This is a genomic window from Nonomuraea dietziae (genome assembly GCF_014195505.1).
In the GTDB taxonomy this organism is placed as follows: Bacteria; Actinomycetota; Actinomycetes; order Streptosporangiales; family Streptosporangiaceae; genus Nonomuraea; species Nonomuraea roseola.
The window spans coordinates 6,544,410-6,563,501 of sequence record NZ_JACIBV010000001.1; the positions used below are offsets into that span (position 1 = coordinate 6,544,410).

20 protein-coding genes are annotated in these 19,092 nt (G+C 71.0%); 13 read left to right on the top strand and 7 right to left on the bottom strand.

The features are described 5' to 3' along the window. Positions 1–386: 386 nt before the first annotated feature. Positions 387–575 carry a DUF5999 family protein gene (locus FHR33_RS31345; protein WP_183655360.1) on the top strand — a complete coding sequence of 63 codons (189 nt, stop codon included), beginning with the start codon at positions 387–389 and terminating at the stop codon, positions 573–575. A gap of 581 nt (positions 576–1,156) precedes the next feature. On the opposite strand, the gene FHR33_RS31350 is transcribed toward FHR33_RS31345, so the two are convergent. Both FHR33_RS31350 and FHR33_RS31355 read right to left on the bottom strand, forming a co-directional pair. After that, entirely contained in the window at positions 1,157–2,809 is a 1,653-nt protein-coding gene (locus FHR33_RS31350) for a fumarate hydratase (RefSeq protein ID WP_183655363.1), read from the bottom strand. Positions 2,810–2,872: 63 nt separating this feature from the next. Further along, positions 2,873–3,754, bottom strand: a complete 882-nt coding sequence (locus tag FHR33_RS31355; RefSeq protein ID WP_183655366.1) for a DMT family transporter — start codon at positions 3,752–3,754, stop codon at positions 2,873–2,875. Between the two features lie 67 nt (positions 3,755–3,821). Between FHR33_RS31355 and pdxR the strand changes: the two genes are divergently transcribed. From pdxR to FHR33_RS31395, 8 genes are all read left to right on the top strand, one after another. Continuing rightward, positions 3,822–5,162, top strand: coding sequence for a MocR-like pyridoxine biosynthesis transcription factor PdxR (pdxR, locus tag FHR33_RS31360; protein WP_183655369.1), 1,341 nt, complete (start codon positions 3,822–3,824; stop codon positions 5,160–5,162). A gap of 38 nt (positions 5,163–5,200) precedes the next feature. Continuing rightward, on the top strand, positions 5,201–6,139 hold the full coding sequence (locus FHR33_RS31365) for a Gfo/Idh/MocA family protein (RefSeq protein ID WP_183655372.1): 939 nt from the start codon (positions 5,201–5,203) through the stop codon (positions 6,137–6,139). Then, a complete protein-coding gene (locus tag FHR33_RS31370) occupies positions 6,136–6,987 on the top strand; it encodes a TIM barrel protein (RefSeq protein WP_183655375.1) in 852 nt (283 codons plus the stop codon). Before FHR33_RS31365 ends, FHR33_RS31370 begins: the two co-directional genes overlap by 4 nt. Next, positions 6,984–7,910: a 5-dehydro-2-deoxygluconokinase gene (iolC, locus tag FHR33_RS31375; protein WP_183655378.1), complete on the top strand. Its 927-nt coding sequence runs from the start codon at positions 6,984–6,986 to the stop codon at positions 7,908–7,910. The genes FHR33_RS31370 and iolC overlap by 4 nt, the downstream gene beginning before the upstream one ends. After that, entirely contained in the window at positions 7,903–8,766 is an 864-nt protein-coding gene (locus tag FHR33_RS31380; protein ID WP_183655381.1) for a Cgl0159 family (beta/alpha)8-fold protein, read from the top strand. The genes iolC and FHR33_RS31380 overlap by 8 nt, the downstream gene beginning before the upstream one ends. Continuing rightward, the gene (gene iolB, locus FHR33_RS31385) at positions 8,763–9,578 is read left to right on the top strand and encodes a 5-deoxy-glucuronate isomerase (protein ID WP_183655384.1); all 816 of its coding nucleotides are present in this window, start codon (positions 8,763–8,765) and stop codon (positions 9,576–9,578) included. Before FHR33_RS31380 ends, iolB begins: the two co-directional genes overlap by 4 nt. Further along, complete coding sequence (gene iolD, locus FHR33_RS31390; RefSeq protein WP_183655387.1) at positions 9,578–11,395, top strand: 3D-(3,5/4)-trihydroxycyclohexane-1,2-dione acylhydrolase (decyclizing); 1,818 nt, start codon at positions 9,578–9,580, stop codon at positions 11,393–11,395. Before iolB ends, iolD begins: the two co-directional genes overlap by 1 nt. Before the next feature lie 92 nt (positions 11,396–11,487). After that, a complete protein-coding gene (locus FHR33_RS31395) occupies positions 11,488–11,718 on the top strand; it encodes a hypothetical protein (protein ID WP_183655389.1) in 231 nt (76 codons plus the stop codon). A gap of 9 nt (positions 11,719–11,727) precedes the next feature. Here the strand turns inward: FHR33_RS31395 and FHR33_RS49275 are convergent, their stop codons facing one another. After that, on the bottom strand, positions 11,728–12,258 hold the full coding sequence (locus tag FHR33_RS49275) for an MFS transporter (RefSeq protein WP_221241325.1): 531 nt from the start codon (positions 12,256–12,258) through the stop codon (positions 11,728–11,730). A 229-nt stretch (positions 12,259–12,487) separates the two neighbouring features. On the opposite strand from FHR33_RS49275, the gene FHR33_RS49280 reads away from it, so the two are divergent. Beyond that, positions 12,488–12,919, top strand: a complete 432-nt coding sequence (locus FHR33_RS49280) for a hypothetical protein (protein WP_221241326.1) — start codon at positions 12,488–12,490, stop codon at positions 12,917–12,919. Between the two features lie 62 nt (positions 12,920–12,981). Next, a complete protein-coding gene (locus FHR33_RS52855) occupies positions 12,982–13,575 on the top strand; it encodes a TetR family transcriptional regulator C-terminal domain-containing protein (RefSeq protein ID WP_183655392.1) in 594 nt (197 codons plus the stop codon). A 62-nt stretch (positions 13,576–13,637) separates the two neighbouring features. Here the strand turns inward: FHR33_RS52855 and FHR33_RS31410 are convergent, their stop codons facing one another. Then, positions 13,638–14,312, bottom strand: coding sequence for a DUF998 domain-containing protein (locus tag FHR33_RS31410; RefSeq protein WP_183655394.1), 675 nt, complete (start codon positions 14,310–14,312; stop codon positions 13,638–13,640). A gap of 119 nt (positions 14,313–14,431) precedes the next feature. On the opposite strand from FHR33_RS31410, the gene FHR33_RS31415 reads away from it, so the two are divergent. Beyond that, complete coding sequence (locus FHR33_RS31415; protein WP_183655397.1) at positions 14,432–15,259, top strand: aldo/keto reductase; 828 nt, start codon at positions 14,432–14,434, stop codon at positions 15,257–15,259. A 329-nt stretch (positions 15,260–15,588) separates the two neighbouring features. Here the strand turns inward: FHR33_RS31415 and FHR33_RS31420 are convergent, their stop codons facing one another. Together FHR33_RS31420 and FHR33_RS31425 are read right to left on the bottom strand one after the other, a co-directional pair. Next, entirely contained in the window at positions 15,589–16,350 is a 762-nt protein-coding gene (locus FHR33_RS31420; protein ID WP_183655400.1) for an ABC transporter permease, read from the bottom strand. Continuing rightward, positions 16,347–17,252, bottom strand: a complete 906-nt coding sequence (locus FHR33_RS31425) for an ABC transporter ATP-binding protein (protein ID WP_246452244.1) — start codon at positions 17,250–17,252, stop codon at positions 16,347–16,349. Before FHR33_RS31425 ends, FHR33_RS31420 begins: the two co-directional genes overlap by 4 nt. Before the next feature lie 55 nt (positions 17,253–17,307). Between FHR33_RS31425 and FHR33_RS31430 the strand changes: the two genes are divergently transcribed. Beyond that, positions 17,308–17,943, top strand: coding sequence for a DUF1707 SHOCT-like domain-containing protein (locus FHR33_RS31430; RefSeq protein WP_183655402.1), 636 nt, complete (start codon positions 17,308–17,310; stop codon positions 17,941–17,943). A 67-nt stretch (positions 17,944–18,010) separates the two neighbouring features. Here the strand turns inward: FHR33_RS31430 and glpX are convergent, their stop codons facing one another. After that, positions 18,011–19,042 (bottom strand): class II fructose-bisphosphatase, encoded by a 1,032-nt coding sequence (glpX, locus tag FHR33_RS31435; protein ID WP_183655405.1) that lies wholly within the window; start codon positions 19,040–19,042, stop codon positions 18,011–18,013. Positions 19,043–19,092: the final 50 nt, after the last annotated feature.

Sequence of the window (19,092 nt, forward strand, 5' to 3'; positions counted from 1 at the left end):
AGGGCAAGCAGGGGCGAGGCCGCCGCGCTCACCGCTGAGCTCCTGTCCTTCTCGCATGCCCCGGCACGACTACGGCTGATCTCCGCTACGCGCCGCGTCAGCCGTTTGCAAGCCGTTCGTCAGGACCTCAAGGCATGCTGAAAACGTGAACCCCAGTGCCACAAAATGCATCGAAACTGTCGGCGCCGGTCGTCATGATGAAGGTAGAAGGTTCACAGGAACCAAGAGCGTCGCCAGTCTCGTTGGGATGGGAAAGAGATCCGCCGGCACGATCAGGCGGGGCCCAGCAGGCCGGCGCAGACCGCGAGCCGGACCTCCGGACACCGTCAGGGCGAACGTAGCCCTATCAACAGAACAAACCAGGAGCAGCATCTGAGAGGTGCAAGATGTGCAGTCATCGACCCGCTTGTCCCACCGCGAACGCCGCGGACCGTGAGGCCTCGCACGTGATCGCGTCCCACCCCGACCAGGGCTGGAGCCTGCTGTGCAACGGCGTGGTCCTGTTCGAGGACACCGGCCTGCTGCTGCCCGACGGTTCCGTCGTGGCCCCGCACAGAGGTCTGGTCGCGGCCTGAGGCGCCCGCGAACCCCGAGCCGCCGCTGGATCCACACTCTCCGGCTCGCCACCGGAGCGGCGAGGCCCCAGCGCAGCACAGACCCCACGCACCGACGCGACCCGCGTCGCCGGCAGTCCCGCAGGACCACGGCGGAGAGTCCGATCCACCCCCACGTACGGGCGCCTGACGCAGGAGTCGCCGACAGACCGGCAGGGTCCCACCCCCCTCGAAGGCCAGAGGCAGGGCCCGGGTCGTCAGCAGACCGGCAAGGCCCAGAGTCACCGTAGAAGGTGCGGTCGCCCGAGACCGACCACACCTCGGTGATCGGCCCTCCCGACACCCCTTGGACACCATCCACCCGCGTAGACGGCTGCCTTCACGCGGCCAGCTGCCGTCCCCAGCCCGGCGAGCCTGACCCTCGGCTCCCTCTGTGCGGCCGGGCGGTCCATGCGGCTGCCACGCGGAGATCGCGGCTCAGAGCGCCCTTCAGGGCGCGGGAGCCCCTGTTCCACGCCGCTCCCCACGGGTGGAGACAGTCGCCCCTCTGGGTGCGTTCGCCCTCCCGGCCGTTCGCACGGCCGGGCGAGACGGCGAGCACGTCAGCGGCGGCCGATGGACAGGACGGGGCCCGTGGTGTCGGCGAAGAAGTCTTCGCCCTTGTCGTCGACCACGATGAACGCGGGGAAGTCCTCCACCTCGATCTTCCACACCGCCTCCATCCCCAGCTCGGGATACTCCAGGACCTCCACCTTCTTGATGCAGTCCTGGGCGAGGCGCGCCGCGGGCCCGCCGATCGAGCCGAGGTAGAACCCGCCGTACTGCCGGCAGGCCTCCGTGACCTGCTTGGACCTGTTGCCCTTGGCGAGCATCACCATGGACCCGCCCTCGGCCTGGAAGCGCTCGACATAGGAGTCCATGCGCCCCGCCGTCGTCGGCCCGAACGAGCCAGAGGCGTACCCCGTCGGCGTCTTCGCCGGTCCGGCGTAGTAGACCGCGTGGTCCTTCAGGTAGGCGGGCATCTCGCCGCCGTTGTCGAGCAGCTCGGCGATCTTCGCGTGGGCGATGTCGCGGGCGACGACGAGCGGGCCGGTGAGCGAGAGGCGCGTCTTGACCGGGTACTTCGTCAACTCGGCGAGGATGTCGGCCATCGGGCGGTTGAGGTCGATCTGCACCACGTCGTCGGACAGGTGCTCGTCCGTGGTCTCCGGCAGGAAGCGCGCGGGGTCGGTCTCCAGCTTCTCCAGGAACACGCCCTCAGGCGTGATCTTGGCCAGCGCCTGCCTGTCGGCCGAGCAGGAGACCGCGATGGCCACGGGGCAGGAGGCGCCGTGCCTGGGCAGGCGGATGACGCGCACGTCGTGGCAGAAGTACTTGCCGCCGAACTGCGCCCCGATGCCGAGCTTCTGGGTCAGCTCGAAGACCTTCTGCTCAAGCTCCAGGTCGCGGAAGCCGTGCCCGGACGGCGAGCCCTCGGTCGGGATCGAGTCGAGGTAGCGGGCCGAGGCGTACTTGGCGGTCTTCAGCGCGTACTCGGCGCTGGTGCCGCCGATCACCACCGCCAGGTGGTACGGCGGGCACGCCGCGGTGCCCAGCGAGCGGATCTTCTCCTCGAGGAAGGCCAGCATGCGCTTCTCGTTGAGCACCGCCTTGGTCTCCTGGTAGAGGAACGACTTGTTGGCCGACCCTCCGCCCTTGGCCATGAACAGCAGCTTGTACTCGTCGGGGTGGCCGTGGGGGTCCTCGGCGTACAGCTCGATCTGGGCGGGCAGGTTGTTGCCGGTGTTCTTCTCCTCCCACATGGTGAGCGGAGCCATCTGCGAGTAGCGCAGGTTGAGCCTGGTGTAGGCGTCGTAGACGCCGCGCGAGATGTGCTCGGCGTCGGCGCCGTCGGTCAGCACGTGGCGTCCGCGCTTGCCCATGACGATGGCCGTGCCGGTGTCCTGGCACATGGGCAGCACGCCGCCCGCCGAGATCGAGGCGTTCTTGAGCAGGTCGAGCGCCACGAACCTGTCGTTGCCGCTCGACTCGGGGTCGTCGACGATCTTCCTGAGCTGCACCAGGTGGGAGGCGCGAAGGAAGTGCGAGATGTCGTGGACGGCGGTCTCGGTGAGCAGCCGCAACGCCTCCGGGTCGACCTCCAGGAAGCTGCGTCCCGCAGCTTCGACCCTCCGCACCCCCTCGCTGGTGATCAGCCGATACTCGGTGTCGTCGGCGCCAAGCGGAAGCAGGTCGGTGTAGTCGAACTCGGGCATGTCCCTCGATCCTTTCGGTCCCCTAGAGGGTACGACGTGCCGTGCCTCCGCAGGACCGCGCCGTCAGGAGCGGCCGGCGGCTGGTTGGGGAACGGCGATCGCGGCGCCGCGGTCGGCGGTGAGGCCGACGACGATGCCGAGGATGACCAGTCCTGCTCCGAGCAGGTCGGGCGCGGACGGCACCGCGATGCCCAGCGCCAGCCCCGTGACGATGGCGCCGACCGGGATCAGCCCCGCGAACAGGCCCGCCGTGCCGGGGCCGAGCTTGGGCAGCGAGGAGTACCAGAGGAAGAAGGCGATGACCGTCACGACCACGGTCAGGTAGACGAAGCCGAGGCCCTCGGCGACGGTGGGCACGCGCAGCATGGCCGTGCCCTCCATGAAGAATCCGACGACGGCCAGCACGGGCACGGCCAGCGCCGTGGAGTAGGCCGACACGCGCAGCGCGCCCAGCTTGGGCAGCAACGGGATCGCCAGCAGGGAGAAGCTGACCTCCCCGACCAGCCCGCCCAGCGACCACAGCAGCCCTGGCAGGTTGCCGCTGCCGAGCCCCGTGGCCAGCACCGCGCCCGCGACCACGATGCCGGCGCTGATCACCAGCCGGGGCGCGGGCCGTCCGCTGACCATGGCCAGCACGAGGGGGACCGTCCCGAGGATGGTGCCGGGCAGCGCGGGCCCCGACTCGCGGGTCGCCTCGATCACGCACACGTTGAAGATGACCAGGCCCAGGAGCGCGAGCGCGAGAAGCAGGAGCGTCTCGCGGGCCGTCAACCTGACGAAGCGCAGGCCCATCACGCGCGTGGCGGCCAGCAGGATGGCCGCCGCCGCGAGGTAGCGGACGGCCTGCCCGCCGTACACCGGATAGTTCTGGATCACTCCCGAGACCCCCGCGAGGGTGCCGACGAGGAACATGGCGGAGGCAGCTCCGATGACACCGTTTCTCATGTACGGCATGCTAGGAATGGAATGGTTCGCCCATACAGTCCAATGACGCGGCAAAAGTGAGGACCAATTGGCCGATCTCCATATCCCCATCGACAGGGGCAAGGGGGCGATCGCGGGGCAGGTGGCGACCGAGCTCAGGGAGGCCATCAGGCAGGGCAGGCTGGAGGCGGGGACGCGCCTGCCGGCCAGCCGCGAGCTGGCCAGGGATCTCAGCGTGTCCAGGGGCGTGGTCGTCGAAGCCTACGAGCAGCTGGTCGCCGAGGGCTTCCTCCTGGCCAGGGTCGGGGCGGGCACCGTGGTCGCCGCGACCGCCCGCAGGGAGCCCGCGCGGGTGCGGGAGCGGGCGCCCTACTACGGTCACCGTCCCACCTCGCCCGACCTCGGCGGCTTCCCCCGCGAGCGCTGGATGGCCGCGGTCAGGCACGTGCTGACCACGGTGCCGAGCGACGCCTTCGACTACGGCGACCCCGGGGGCGTGCCCGAGCTGCGCGAGGAGCTGGCGAGCTATCTCAAGCGGGTCCGCGCCGCCGACGTCAGCGCCGACAACCTGGTGATCGTCGGCGGCGTGGCCCAGGGGCTCAGCCTGATCCTGCACGTCCTGAGGAGCCCGAAGCTCGCGGTCGAGGACCCCACCAGTCACCGCCAGGTCCCGCTGCTCAGGCGCACGGGCGCCGAGCTGGTGCCGATCCCGGTGGACGAGGAGGGGCTGAGGGTCGAGCGCCTGCGCGGGGTCGGCGCGGTGCTCCTCACCCCCGCCCACCAGTACCCGACGGGCGTCGTGCTGTCGCCGGCGCGCAGGGCCGCGCTGATGGAGTGGGGCGGCGTGGTGCTGGAGGACGACTACGACGCCGAGTTCAGGTTCGACCGCGACCCCGTCGGCTGCCTGCAGGGCCTCGCGCCCGACAGGGTGATCCTGTCCGGCAGCGTCAGCAAGTCGCTGGCCCCCGGCCTCAGGCTCGGCTGGATCGCCGCCCCTCCCGACCTGGCCGAGGCCGTACGGCGGGCGCGCGGCGAGCTCGACCTCGGCTCGCCCGTCATCGAGCAGTACGCCCTGGCCCACCTCCTGCGCACCGGCGGGTACGACCGCAACCTGCGCAGGATGCGCAGGGAGTACAAGAAGCGCCGCGACGCCCTGGTGAGGGCGCTGGCCGAGCACCTGCCCGAGCTGGTCGTGCGCGGGATCGAGGCGGGCCTGCACATCTACCTCGACCTGCCGCAGGACTGGGACGAGAACGAGGTGGCCGCCGCCGCTCGGGCGGCGGGGCTGTCGGCCGAGGAAGTGGGCCAGATGCGCTTCACCGAGGGACCGCCCGCGATCGTCATGGGATTCGCCCGGGTGCCCGCCCATCACGCCGATGACGTGATCGCACGCATGAAGGTCAGTATGTCTGGACAAAGAAAGGGATAGAAGGTTAGAAAGGGATCCCCGACCCCCTTGGAGGCGTCATGCGTGTCGGTCTGCTCGGTCTGGGAAGGATCGGAGCGTTTCACGCCGAAACCCTGGCCGCGCACCCGCTGGTGGACGATCTGATCGTGTGGGACCCCGTGCGCAGCTCACCGCATGGCAGGCAGGGCGATCCCTTCGAGGCCGACGCCCTGGTCATCGCCACCCCCACCAGCACGCACGCCGACCTGTTGATGAAGGCCTGCCGCCTCGGGATCCCGGTCTTCTGCGAGAAGCCGGTCGCGCCGACGGTCGAAGAGACGATCAAGGTGCTGAAGGCGAGCGAGGGCAACCGCGTCCAGATCGGCTTCCAGCGCCGCTTCGACCCCGGCTACGGGGCCGCCGCGAAGGCCCTGCGCGCCGGCGAGCTCGGCGAGCTGCACCGCGTGCACCTGCTCAGCGCCGATCCGGCGCCGCCGCCCGCCGGGTACATCCCCCTGTCGGGCGGCATCTACCGCGACTGCCACATCCATGATTTCGACATTCTGCGCTGGGTAACCGGACGAGAGGTGGCGACCGTCTACGCCACGGGCGCCAACAGGGGCGCCGACTTCTTCAGGGAGGCGGGCGACGTGGACACCAGCGCGGCACTTCTGACCCTCGACGACGGCACGCTCGTGACCCTCCAGGGCTCCAGGTACAACGGCGCGGGCTACGACGTCAGGATGGAGCTGGCAGGCACCCTCCGCACCCAGGTCGTGGGCCTCGACCCGCGCACCCCGGTGACCAGCACGGAGGGCCTGCAGCCGCCAGGAGAACCGTGGCCGGACTTCGTCGCCAGATTCAGGGCCGCCTACGTGGCCGAGATCGACGGCTTCCTGCGCAGCGACACCAGCCCGTGCACGATCGAGGACGCGCTCGCCGCCCTCTACGTCGCCGAGGCCGCCGAGCGGTCGCGCCGCGAGGGCAGGCCCGTCGCCGTCGAGGAGGTCAGCCGATGAGGATCGCGGGCGCGCCGATCTCCTGGGGGGTGTGCGAGGTGCCCGGCTGGGGCCACCAGCTGGATCGCGAGCGGGTGCTGTCGGAGATGCGCTCGGTGGGCCTGACCGCCACCGAGCTCGGCCCCGACGGCTTCCTGCCGCACTCGCCGACGCGCAGGAAGGCCCTGCTCGAGGAGTACGGCCTGCGGGCCGTCGGCGGCTTCGTCCCGGTCGTGCTGCACGAACCCCGGCACGACCCGCTGCCCGGGGTACGGGCCCGCATGCGCGACTTCGCTGAGGGCGACGTCGACGTGCTGGTGCTGGCCGCCGACAGCGGCGCCGACGGCTACGACAGGAGGCCGCAGCTCGACGCAACAGGCTGGAAGACGCTGCTGGACAACCTGAGGAGGATCCTCGCCGCCGCCAAGGGCCGCGGCCCGGCGATCACCCTGCACCCGCACGTCGGGACCATGGTCGAGACGCGGGAGGAGGTCGAGCGCGTGCTGGACGGCTCGGCCGTCCCTCTCTGCCTGGACACGGGGCACCTGCTGATCGGCGGCACCGACCCGCTCGAACTGGTGCGCAGGGATCCCGGCAGGGTCGCGCACGTGCACCTGAAGGACGTCGACCAAGGACTGGCGGCGAAGGTCAGGGACGGCGGCCTCACCTACACCGAGGCGGTCCGCCAGGGCATCTACCGCCCGCTGGGCCAGGGAGACGTGGACGTGGCGGGGATCGTGACGACTCTCGGCCAGAGCGGCTACTCCGGCTGGTACGTCATGGAGCAGGACACGGTGCTCACCTCCGCCGAGGACGACGCCGTGGACGATGTCAGGCAGAGCGTCGCCTTCCTGGAAGGACTCGCATGATCGACGTCCTGACGATGGGGCGGGTCGGGGTGGACGTCTATCCCCTCCAGGTCGGGGTGTCGCTGCGCGAGGTCGAGACGTTCGGCAAGTACCTGGGCGGCAGCCCGACCAACGTCGCCGTGGCGGCGGCGAGGCTCGGCGAGCGCTCGGCGGTGATCACCAGGACGGGGGCCGACCCGTTCGGGGCGTTCGTCCACGACGCGCTGCGCTCCTACGGGGTGGACGACTCCTTCGTCACCTCTGTCGAGGGGCTGCCGACCCCTGTGACGTTCTGCGAGATCAGGCCGCCTGACGACTTCCCGCTGTACTTCTACCGCTTCCCCAAGGCGCCCGACCTGGTGATCCGTCCCGACGAGCTGCCGGTCTCCGAGATCAGGCGGGCCAGGCTGTTCTGGGCGACCGTCACGGGGCTGTCGGAGGAGCCGTCGCGCACCGCCCACTTCGCCGCGTGGCGGGCCAGGGAGCGAAGGCCGCACACGGTTCTCGACCTCGACTACCGGCCGATGTTCTGGGGCTCGGCGCAGGACGCCACGCACCAGGTCCGCAAGGCGCTCGGGCACGTCACCGTCGCCGTGGGCAACCTCGACGAGGTCGAGGTGGCCACCGGCACCCGCGAGCCGTACGAGGCGGGGAAGGCGCTGCTGGAGGCGGGGGTCGAGCTGGCGGTGGTGAAGCAGGGCGGCGAGGGGGTGCTGGGCATGACCGCAAAGGAGACGATCGCGGTGCCGCCCGTCGAGGTCGAGGTGGTCAACGGGCTCGGAGCGGGCGACGCCTTCGGCGGCGCGCTCTGTCACGGGCTGCTGGCCGGATGGCCGCTGGAGCGGACGCTGCGCTTCGCCAACACGGCGGGCGCGATCGTGGCGGGGCGGCTGGCCTGCGCGCCCGCGATGCCCACAGTCGAGGAGGTGCTCGCTCGTGGGTGACTACCGGCAGGTCCAGGAGATCAGAGCCAGGCACCCCGAGCGGATCGCCGAGGCGGCGGCCGCGCGCAGGCGCAGGCCGCTGCTGGCCGAGCGCGACCAGCTCATGATCATCGCGGCCGACCACCCGGCGCGCGGCGCGCTCGGCGTCGGCGGGCGCCCGCTGGCGATGGGCAGCAGGATCGAGCTGCTCGACCGGCTGACGACCGCGCTCGCCCGACCAGGCGTGGACGGCCTGCTCGCCACCCCCGACGTCGTCGAGGACCTGCTGCTTCTCGGCGCCCTCGACGACAAGGTGGTCATCGGCTCGATGAACCGCGGCGGCATCCAGGGTGCGGTCTTCGAGTTCGACGACAGATTCACCGCCTACGACACGGCCTCCATCGTGCGGATGCGGCTCGACGGGGGCAAGATGCTGTGCAGGATCGCCCTGGACGAGCCGGGCACCGCGGCCACGCTGTCCGCCTGCGCTCGGGCGGTCAGCGAGCTGGCAGGGGAGGGACTGGTCGCCATGGTCGAGCCGTTCTGGTCGCGGCGCTCCGGCCACGACCTGACGCCCGACGGCGTGATCAGGGCGATCAGCGTCGGTCAGGGGCTCGGCACCACCTCGGCCCATACCTGGCTGAAGATCCCCGTGGTCGAGGACATGGAGCGCGTCATGCGGGCGACCACGCTGCCCGCGCTGCTGCTCGGCGGAGACCCGGGCGACGCCCCCGACCTGGCCTACGCCGCGTGGCGCAAGGCGCTCAGGCTGCCGGGGGTGCGCGGGCTCGTGGTCGGCCGCGCGCTGCTCTACCCGCCCGACGACGACGTGGCCGCGGCCGTCGACACCGCAGTAGCGATGCTGGAGGTCTCATGACGCTCGTCCCGGCAGGCACCACCGCCCGTTCGCCGTGGGCACTGGAGATCACCCCGGAGAGCGCGGGGTGGACCTACTGCGGGCTGCGGACCCTGAACCTCTCGGGGGAGACCGTCACCTTCCACACCGGCTCGTCGGAGATGCTGGTGCTCCCGCTGTCCGGCTCGTGCCTCGTCGAGGCCGGCGGTGAACGGCTGTCGCTGCGCGGCCGTTCGTCGGTCTTCGCGGACGTCACCGACTTCTGCTACCTGCCGATCGACACCGAGGTGACCGTGACGGGTGAAGGCCGTTTCGCCCTGCCGTCCGCGCTGGCCACCCGCCGCTTCCCGGTCAGGTACGGCCCCGCGGAGAAGGTCCCCGTCGAGATCCGCGGGGCGGGCCAGGCCTCCAGGCAGGTCAACAACTTCTGCGCGCCCGACGCCTTCGACTGCGACAAGCTCGTCTCGGTCGAGGTGCTCACCCCCGGAGGGAACTGGTCCTCCTACCCTCCGCACAAGCACGACACCGCCTCCGCCCACGAGGCGGTGCTCGAGGAGATCTACTACTTCGAGGGCGGCCCCGGCTACCAGCGGGTCTACGGAGGGCACGAGGTGATGGCCGAGGTGTCGTCAGGTGACGTGGTGCTGGTGCCGCGCGGCTACCACGGACCCTCCATGGCGCCCCCCGGCTACGACCTCTACTACCTGAACGTGCTGGCGGGCCCCGCGCAGGAGCGGTCGATGGCCTTCTGCGACGATCCGAGGCACGCGTGGATCCGCGGGACCTGGGAGCAGCAACAGGTCGACGACAGGCTGCCCTTCGGGAGGGTCTGATGAGGCTCACGGTCGCCCAGGCGCTGGTGCGCTTCCTGTCCCAGCAGTACTCCTCGCGCGACGGTGCCGAACACCGGCTCGTCGAGGGCTGCTTCGGGATCTTCGGGCACGGGAACGTCGCGGGGATCGGGCAGGCGCTGGCCGCGCAGGGCGCGGGCACCTCGTCGGCGCTGCCGTACTATCTGGCCCGCAACGAGCAGGCCATGGTGCACACGGCGGTGGGTTTCGCCAAGATGCGCAACCGTCTGTCGACCTTCGCGTGCACGAGCTCGATCGGGCCGGGGGCGACGAACATGGTCACCGGCGCCGCCCTCGCCACGATCAACCGCATCCCGGTGCTGCTGCTGCCCGGAGACATCTTCGCCACGCGCGTGGCCAACCCCGTGCTGCAGGAGCTGGAGGATCCCCGCTCGCTCGACGTCAGCGTGAACGACGCCTTCAGGCCCGTCTCGCGCTACTTCGACAGGATCAACAGGCCCGAGCAGCTGCCGTCGGCGCTCATGCAGGCGATGCGGGTGCTCACCGACCCGGCCGAGACCGGCGCGGTGACGCTGGCCCTGCCCCAGGACGTGCAGGCGGAGTCCTTCGACTGGCCCTCCGAGCTCTTCGACCGCAGGGTGTGGCACGTCGCCAGGCCCGTCCCCGAGCCCGCCGCGCTCCGACGCGCGCTCGACCTGATCCGCGGCTCGGAGCGTCCGCTCATCGTGGCGGGCGGCGGCGTGATCTACAGCGAGGCGTGGGAGGCGCTGCGCGCCTTCGCCACCGAGTACGGCGTCCCCGTGGCCGAGACCCAGGCGGGCAAGGGCGCGCTGCCGTGGGACTCCCCGCTGTCCGTGGGCGCCGTCGGCCACACCGGCACGGCGGCCGCCAACGAGCTCGCCCGCTCGGCCGACCTGGTGATCGGCATCGGCACCAGGTACAGCGACTTCACCACGGCCTCAAGGACGCTGTTCGGCCAGGCGCGCTTCCTGAACATCAACGTGACCGCCTTCGACGCGGCCAAGAACGGCGCCGTCATGCTCGTCGCCGACGCCCGCGCCGCGCTGGAGGCGCTGCGCCCCGGGGGCTGGCGGGCGCCGGCCTCGTGGACCTCCCGTGCCGCCTCGCTGGCGCGGTCGTGGTGGTCGTTCCGCGCGGGGCCCTCGCTCACCCAGGAGGCGGTGCTGGAGGACCTGCGGGAGGTCATGCACCCGGCCGACGTGGTGGTGAACGCGGCGGGCTCCATGCCGGGAGATCTCCACAGGTTGTGGAGAGTCACCGACGCGAAGGGCTACCACGTCGAGTACGGCTACTCCTGCATGGGCTACGAGATCGCCGGTGGTCTCGGCGTCAAGCTGGCGGCCCCGGCGCGCGAGGTCTTCGTCCTGGTCGGCGACGGCTCGTACCTGATGCTGGCCCAGGAGATCGCCACCTCCGTCCAGGAGGGGGTGAAGCTGGTGATCGTCCTGGTGGACAACCACGGCTTCGCCTCCATCGGAAACCTGTCGGAGTCGGTGGGCGCCCAGCGCCTCGGCACCGCCTACCGGCTGAGAGGGGCCTCAGGAGAGCTGGACGGGGTCTACGTGCCCGTCGACCTGGCGGCGAACGCGGCGTCGCTGGGGGCCGACGTGCTGACCGCCGACGACAGGGAGTCGCTTCGCGCGGCGCTGGCGAAGGCGCGCGAGGCGGTCAGGACGACGGTGGTCTACGTGGAGACGGTGCCCGGCGGTTCGGCGCCCTCGTCGGGAGCCTGGTGGGACGTGCCCGTCGCCCAGGAACCCGGCGAGATCCACGACCGCTACCAGGAGGCCAAACGCGACCAGCGCCCCTACCTGTGACCTCCTCGCCCGCGTCCTGCCGTACGGCCATGGGCCCGCGGCGAGGCGCTGGCTAGGCTGAAGATCCACGCGGCTGGCGAGAAGAGGGTGCGATGACGTTCGACACGATGGTGGCAGTGGGGTTCGCTGCCGTTTTCATGATCTTCGTCATCGGGGCCGTCCTGGCGCTGATCGGCGGAGCCTCGTCCTCGGGGAGCGGAACACGTCGCCGGGGCTCCCTGTTCTCCGGCGAGGCGTCGTCCTCGGGCGACAGCCACGACAGGGACTCCTCCGACAGTGGCTTCTCCGACAGCGGTGGTGGCGGCAGCAGCGGCAGCGACTGACCGGCGGGCTCAGACCTTGGGCTGGGGTGCGCTCCGCGGTTCGAAGCCCCGGGCGAGCACGACGATCGCCGCCGAGAGCACCAGCGGCGCCGCGAACGCCACCCGCATGTCGGTCGCCTCGGCCAGCCCGCCCACCAGCGCCGCCCCCACGATGAAGCCGACGTAGTTGAACAGGTTGACCCGCGCGATGGCCACCCCCGTCCCCGCGGGGTCCAGCCGCCCCGCCGCCGAGAACGACTGCGGAGCGACCACCGCGAGCCCCATCCCGGTCAGCCCGAACGCCACGATCGCCAGCGGCTGCGAAGGAGCCAGCACGACGCCCGCGAATCCGAGCGTCGCGATCGCCCCTCCCGCGCGCACGATCGAGGCGGCGCCGTAGCGCCTGACCGCGAGGTCGCCGCCGAGCCGTACGACGAGGGTGGCCGCCTGGTAGGCGCCGTAGGCCAGCGGCGCCACGCTCCCGCCCGCCAGGAGGATGTTCTCCATGAAGACGCCGTGGAAGTTGGACACCGCCGCGTCGCCGACGTACAGGAAGCCCATCGCCAGGCAGAGCGGGATGATCGGCCCCCACGGGAGGTGCCCGGAGGCCGCCGCGACCGTGGTCTCGGCCTTCTCCTCCTCGACCGTGCAGAGGTACGGCGCGGGCCGCCAGCGAACCGGCGACCGCGAGCGCCATCGGGATCGCCATCATGACCGGCAGGGGGAGGCCGAGCCCGTAGGCCAGCGACACCCACAGCGCCCCTGCCAGGCTCGTCGCGCTCCACGCCGCGTGGAAGCCGTTGAGCACGGCCCTGCCGTACCTGCGCTCGACGGCGACGCCCTGCATGTTCATGCCCGCGTCGACGGCGCCCACCGCCAGCCCGAAGACGACCAGCGCGGCCACCAGCTGCGGCACGTCGGCGGCGAGACCCGCGGCCACCACCGCGACGGCGACGGCGGGCTGGGCGATGCGCAGCAGCCACCTGCTGCCCCTGCGCGCGGCGAGCGCTCCCGCGCCCACGCTGCCGACTCCGGCCAGCACCGGCACCACGAGCAGCAGGAGGGTGAGGTCGCCTTCGGTGAGGCCGTGCTTGTTCTGCAGGGCTGCGACCTGCGTGAGGAGAGTCGCGAAACTCAGGCCCTGCACGGCGAAGACCGCGAAGGTGGCCGTTCTGGCCTGACGGTTACGCACGTCGACCTCCCTGCTCGGGGGGAAACATGAGGCTGCGTCAGGTTAGTACCAGGTCGTCGTTCTCCGCTAGAGGCGGTTGTTAGGGTGTCCAGGTGCGACGAAGGGGATATGCGTCGGGAGAAGCGAGACGCGAGCGGATCCTCGCCATCGCCCTTCAGGAGTTCGCCGAGAACGGCTACAGGGGCGCCTCCCTCGCCAGGATCGCCGAGCGGGCCGAGCTGACCCAGCCCGGGCTGCTCCACCACTTCACCAGCAAGGAGCGCCTGCTCGTCGCCGTCCTCGAGTATCGCGACGAGGTCGACGCGCGCAGGTTCGACTTCGAGTCGATGACCGGCGTGACCGCGCTGCGCACGCTGGCCGACGTGGTCGACTACAACGCGCGCGTGCCCGGCCTGGTGCAGCTGTTCTCGGTGATCAGCGGCGAGGCGGTCACCGCCGATCATCCGGGTCACGCGTGGGCGCGCGCCCGCTACCGGCGGCTACGGCACGCGGTGGCGGGGGCGTTGCGGCGCGGCGCCGACGCGGGGGAGTTGCGCGCCGACCTCGACGCCGAGGCGCACGCCGACCGCCTGATCGCGATGATGGACGGCCTGCAGACGCAGTGGCTGATCGACCAGGACCAGGTCGACATGGCCGCCGTCTTCAGGGCCTACGTCGAGGACCTGATCGCTTCCCTCCGCCCGTAGCCCCTCACCGTTCGCGCTCTTCGCTCGTGGCCGCTCGGTGCCCGGCTCGCTGCTGTTGCTGCTCAGCGCTCGGCGGAGGCCTTCAGCGTGGTCGGACGGCCGGCGGTCAGCGGCTCGGGGGCGTCGGCGGTGATCCGGGAGGCTCCCCAGAGGCCGAGCGCCACCAGCGCGCCCACCTCGGTGATCGCCAGTCCCCGCTCGACGAGCCCGAGCGGCATGACCTGCCACCACGCCAGCCCCGAGCTCTCGCCGATCCACACCATCGTGGCGATGCCCGCCACCCACAGCAGCGAGGCCACCCCCAGGAGGAACGCGGCCAGCGCCGAGCGCGGATGCCGCCGCCACGTCCTGGCGATCAGCAGCGCGGCCAGCGGCAGGGACAGGAACGCGACGAAGCTGCCGACCCTGTGGATGCTGCCGCTCAGGCTGGGTCCCACCGACCAGTCGTGCTTGGGGAACCACGCCACCACCAGCAGACCGAGGCTCCAGCCCGCCAGCGCGATCGCGCCCACGATCCCGGCCAGCCGCCTGCGCAGCAGCGACACCCCGATCGACAGTGATCCCACCGCGAGGAGCGCGACGCCCAGCGCGAAGATCCAGCCCTGGTCGCCGAGCCCGTGCTCGCTGATCGTACGGCGCAGCGGGTTGATCTCGCCCAGGTAGGCGAGGTCCAGCGCGGCGATGACGCCTGCGCCCACCGCCACGGCGGCCAGTCCTGCTCGCGCGGGTCCGTGCATCGGGGCTCCCTTCCGTCTGCCGGTTCAACGGCCGATCAACGCCCGGGATTCCTTGTCCTTGAACTCTCATGAATCTCTGCTAGTTTCCATGAGAGTTCAAGGACTTCTGAGGAGACAGCATGAACATCGGCGGCGACCTTCCCGTACGGCGCATCGGCTTCGGAGCCATGCGACTGGCCGACTCCGACATCTGGCACGGCCCTGCCGACCGCGAGGGCGCCCTCGCGGTGCTTCGCCGCGCCGTCGAACTGGGCGTGAACTTCGTGGACACCTCCGACGCCTACTCCCTTGGCGCCAACGAGGAGCTGATCGCCGAGGCGTTGCACCCCTATGCCGACGATCTGGTGATCGCCACCAAGGCGGGCGTGGCCAGGCCGAGCCCTGCGGAGTGGGTGCCCCTCGGCCGTCCCGAGTACCTCAAGCAGCAGGCCGAGCTGAGCCTGCGCCGGTTGCGGCTGGACCGGATCGACCTGTTCTTCCTGCACAGGGTGGACCCCCAGGTGCCCCTCGCCGACCAGATCGGGGCGCTCGAGGAGCTGCGGAAGGAGGGCAAGATCCGGCACATCGGACTGTCGGAGGTGACCGTCGGCCAGCTGGAGGAGGCCTCCCGCCTCGCCCCCGTCGCCGCGGTGCAGAACCTGTACAACCTGGCCACTCGCGAGCACGAGGCCGTCGTGGACCGCGCGGAGAAGGAGGGCATCGCCTTCGTGCCGTTCTTCCCGATCGCCACGGGCGACCACGCGAGGGCCGAGGGGCCGCTGGCCGAGGTGGCCTCGGAGGTGGGCGCCACGCCCGCGCAGGTGGCGTTGGCGTGGCTGTTGCGCAGGTCGCCGACCATGGTGCCGATTCCTGGGACGACCTCGGTGGCGCACCTGGAGGAGAACGTCGGCGCACTGGCGGTCACGTTGACCGACGCCCAGTACGACCGCCTGTCCACCCTCACCTGACCGGCACCCCGACCCGTTCCGAGGGCGCGGGGATCTCGTGAGCTTCCCGATCCCCGCGCCCTCTCGGGGCCCCCACCGCCGCCTCTCCAAGGCGTCGGCCTTCGGCTGCCGCCGGGGCCGCCGATCTCCGCTCCGTATCCCCGAGACCGTCGGTGACCGGAGCCAGCCGGTTCGTGTCTTGGGGTCGTCGGTGTTCGGAGCCCGCCGGTTCGTGTCTCCGAGGTCTTCGGCGTTCGGGTTTCCGGTCGCGTGGGCTGCCGGGTTCGCGTCCCTGGGTCGTCGGTGTTCGGTTCCCGGTCGCCGGCTCCCTCGTCCTCCGACCCGGGGTGTCAGTCGATCAGCCTGGCGCGCATCTTCCACACCGCCAGCGCCCACATGAGCACCGCACAGGCGGACAGCACGCCCAGATGCCCCAGGTCGTCGAGGCCCAACCGGCCGAACACCGCCCCTCGCACCAGCTCGACGCAGTGGTAGAGCGGGTTGACCTGAGCGGCGGCCGCCACCCATGCGGGCAGCTGCGTCACGGGGAAGAACGTTCCCGCCACCATGAACATCGGGGTCAGCGCCCCTGTGATGACGTAGTCGAAGGTGTTGATGGACGGCACGATCGCCGACACCCACACCCCGAACAGCGCGAACACCAGCCCGGTCAGGAAGCCGATGAACGGCACGAGCAGCATGCCCCAGCTCGGCTCCAGCCCGAAGGCGACGCCGACCAGCATCGGCGCGCAGCCGTAGACCCCGGCCTTGACCGCCAGCCAGGAGGCCTCCGCGGTCACCAGCTCGCGGACGTCGACGGGCGCGGCCAGCATCGCGTCGTAGGTGTGCTGGAAGGTGCGGCGGATGAAGGTGTTGAACATGCCGCCGAACGCCCCGATGAACAGCACCGCCGTGGCGACGACACCGGTGGCGACGAAGTCCTTGTAGTCGTAGCCGTAGAGCGCGCCGACCACGGAGCCGAACCCGTAGCCGAAGGCCAGCAGGTAGATGGTCGGCTCGGTCATGGCGGCGAAGGAGGTGGAGGCCCAGTAGCGGCGGTAGAGGGCCAGCTCGCGCCGCCAGACGGCCCGCACGGGGGCGAACTCCATCATTCGACCGCCTCTCCGGTGAGCACGACGAAGACGTCCTCGAGAGTGGCGGGACGCCGTACGTTGGGTGGGCCCAGCGCCTCCTCCAGCGACCTGGGCAGCTGCTCGGACTTCAGCAGCGAGATCGACGGGCCGGTCCTGCGGGTGGGCACCCCCGCCTCGGCCGCCAGCGCGGCGATCTCGGCCTGACGCTCCTGCGAGGCGTAGTGCTCGGCGACCTCGGCGCCCGCGTGCTCCTTGACCAGCTCTTCGGGCGAACCCCTCGCCACGATGCGGCCGTGGGACATCAGCGCGCAGTCGTCGGCCAGCCGCTCGGCCTCCTCGATGTAGTGGGTGGACATCAGCGTCGTGACGCCCTCTTCGCGCAGCCGTACGATCAGCGACCACAGCTCCTGGCGCACCTGCGGATCGAGACCCACGGTCGGCTCGTCGAGCAGCACCAGGCGGGGCTGGTGGACCAGGCCCCTGGCGATGAGCAGCCGCCTGCGCATGCCGCCCGACAGGTTGACCGTGCGGGTGGCGGCCCTGTCGGTGAGCTGCGCCAGCGCCAGCGCCCTGTCGACGGCGGCCCTGCGCTCCTGACGGGGGACGCGGTAGAGGTGGGCGAACACCTCGAGGTTCTCCCTGGCGGTGAGTTCCTCGTCGAGGTTGTCGAGCTGGGGGACCACCCCCATCAGCGCCCTCGCCTGCTTGGACTGCTGGGGCAGGCGCAGCCCCATGACCCTGATCTCGCCCTCGTCGGCCAGCGACTGGGCGGTGAGCAGGCGCATCGTCGTGGACTTGCCGGCTCCGTTGGGACCGAGCAGGCCGAGGCAGATGCCCTCGGGCACCTCGAGGTCGAGCCCGTCGACCGCTGTGACGTCGGGATAACGCTTGGTCACGCCGTGCAACACGATCGCGTCCATAGAGGCCACGATAGGCATCGCCACCGACAGAATCTCAAGCGGTTATCGTCAAGGTGTGAACGAGCGTTGGCTTCCCCGCATCCAGGAGGTCGGTGAGCGGCTGGCCGAGGAGTTCGCCTTGGCGCGGCGGCCTGCGACCGACGGTCCCCAGCCACACGAACTGCGCGCCTCCGATGCCGACAGGGATCGGGTGGCCGAGGTGCTCAACGAGGCGGCCGCCGACGGGCGGCTGGCCATGGACGAGTTCGAGGAGCGGCTCACGGCGCTCTACAGCGCCCGCACGCTGGGGGAGCTGGCCCGGCTGACCGCCGACCTGCTGCCCGCCGACGAGCAGCCCTTCAGGCTGGACGGCAGGCCCGTGTCGGCGATCTTCAGGAAGGAGCAGCGCGAGGGGCGCTGGGTGGTGCCCGCCGAGCTGCCCGTGACGGCGATGTTCGGCACGACCAAGCTCGACCTGCGTGACGCGATCATGCAGAACCGGCGCGTGGTGATCAACGCGACGCTCATGTTCGGTGGGCTGGAGATTCATGTCCCCGAGGGGGTGGAGGTCATCCGGGTGTCGAAGGACAAGACCGTGCGGCTGACCAGGCCTCAGGACGATCCCGACTGCCCGGTGATCGAGGTGCGGACCTCCAACTTCCTTGGCGAGGTCAAGGTCAAGGAGCCCCCGAAGCGCAAGCGCCGCCGCTGAACCCCGGCGCCCCGCGAGGGGCGGGTGGCTGGGGTTCGGGAGACCCCAGCCAGGCGGTGGGGGCGGCTCAGCCCGCGGTGTCGAAGTTGATCGCGCTGTACGCGCGCAGCTTGCCCAGCTGGTGCTCGCTCTCCACCTTGCGGATCGTTCCCGAGCGGCCGCGCATCACCAGCGAGTGCGTCACCGCCACCCCGCCGCGGAAGCGCACGCCGCTCATCAGCTCACCCTGCGTGATGCCCGTCGCGGCGAAGAACACGTCGTCGGAGGTCACCAGGTCGTTGGTGGTCAGCACCCTGTCGAGGTCGTGGCCGGCGTCGAGCGCCCTGCGCCGCTCGGCGTCGTCCTGCGGCCAGAGCTTGCCCTGGATGATGCCGCCGAGGCACTTGATCGCGCAGGCCGCGATGACGCCCTCGGGGGTGCCGCCGATGCCGAGCATGAGGTCGACGCCGGTGCCCGCGCGGGCGGCCATGATCGCTCCGGCCACGTCGCCGTCGGGGATGAACTTGATCCGCGCCCCGGTCTCCCTGACCTCCTTGACGATCTGGTCGTGCCTGGGCCTGTCGAGGATGACCACGGTGACGTCGGAGGGAGAGGCGCCCTTCGCCCGCGCCACCGCCTGGATGTTCGTGGCGACGGGCGCGTTGATGTCCACGACGCCCGCGGCCTCGGGCCCCGTGACCAGCTTCTCCATGTAGAAGACCGCCGAGGGGTCGTACATCGACCCCCTGGAGCTCACCGCGATCACCGAGATGGCGTCGGGCATGCCGAGCGCGGTCAGCCTGGTGCCGTCGATCGGGTCGACGGCCACGTCGCAGTCGGCGCCGCTGCCGTCGCCGACGCGCTCGCCGTTGAAGAGCATCGGCGCGTGGTCCTTCTCGCCCTCGCCGATCACCACCACGCCGTTCATCGACACCGTGCTGATGAGCTGGCGCATCGCGTTGACGGCGGCTCCGTCTGCGCCGTTCTTGTCGCCACGGCCGACCCAGCGGGCCGCCGCCATCGCGGCCGCCTCTGTGACCCTGACCAGCTCCAACGCCAAGTTACGATCGGGTGCGTGCTCGCCGGTGGCGAGGGCAGGAGGGACGGACGTCTCGGACATGGTGATGGGCCTCCTCGTGGGACAACTGACTCGATCGTAGTTGCCCCTCC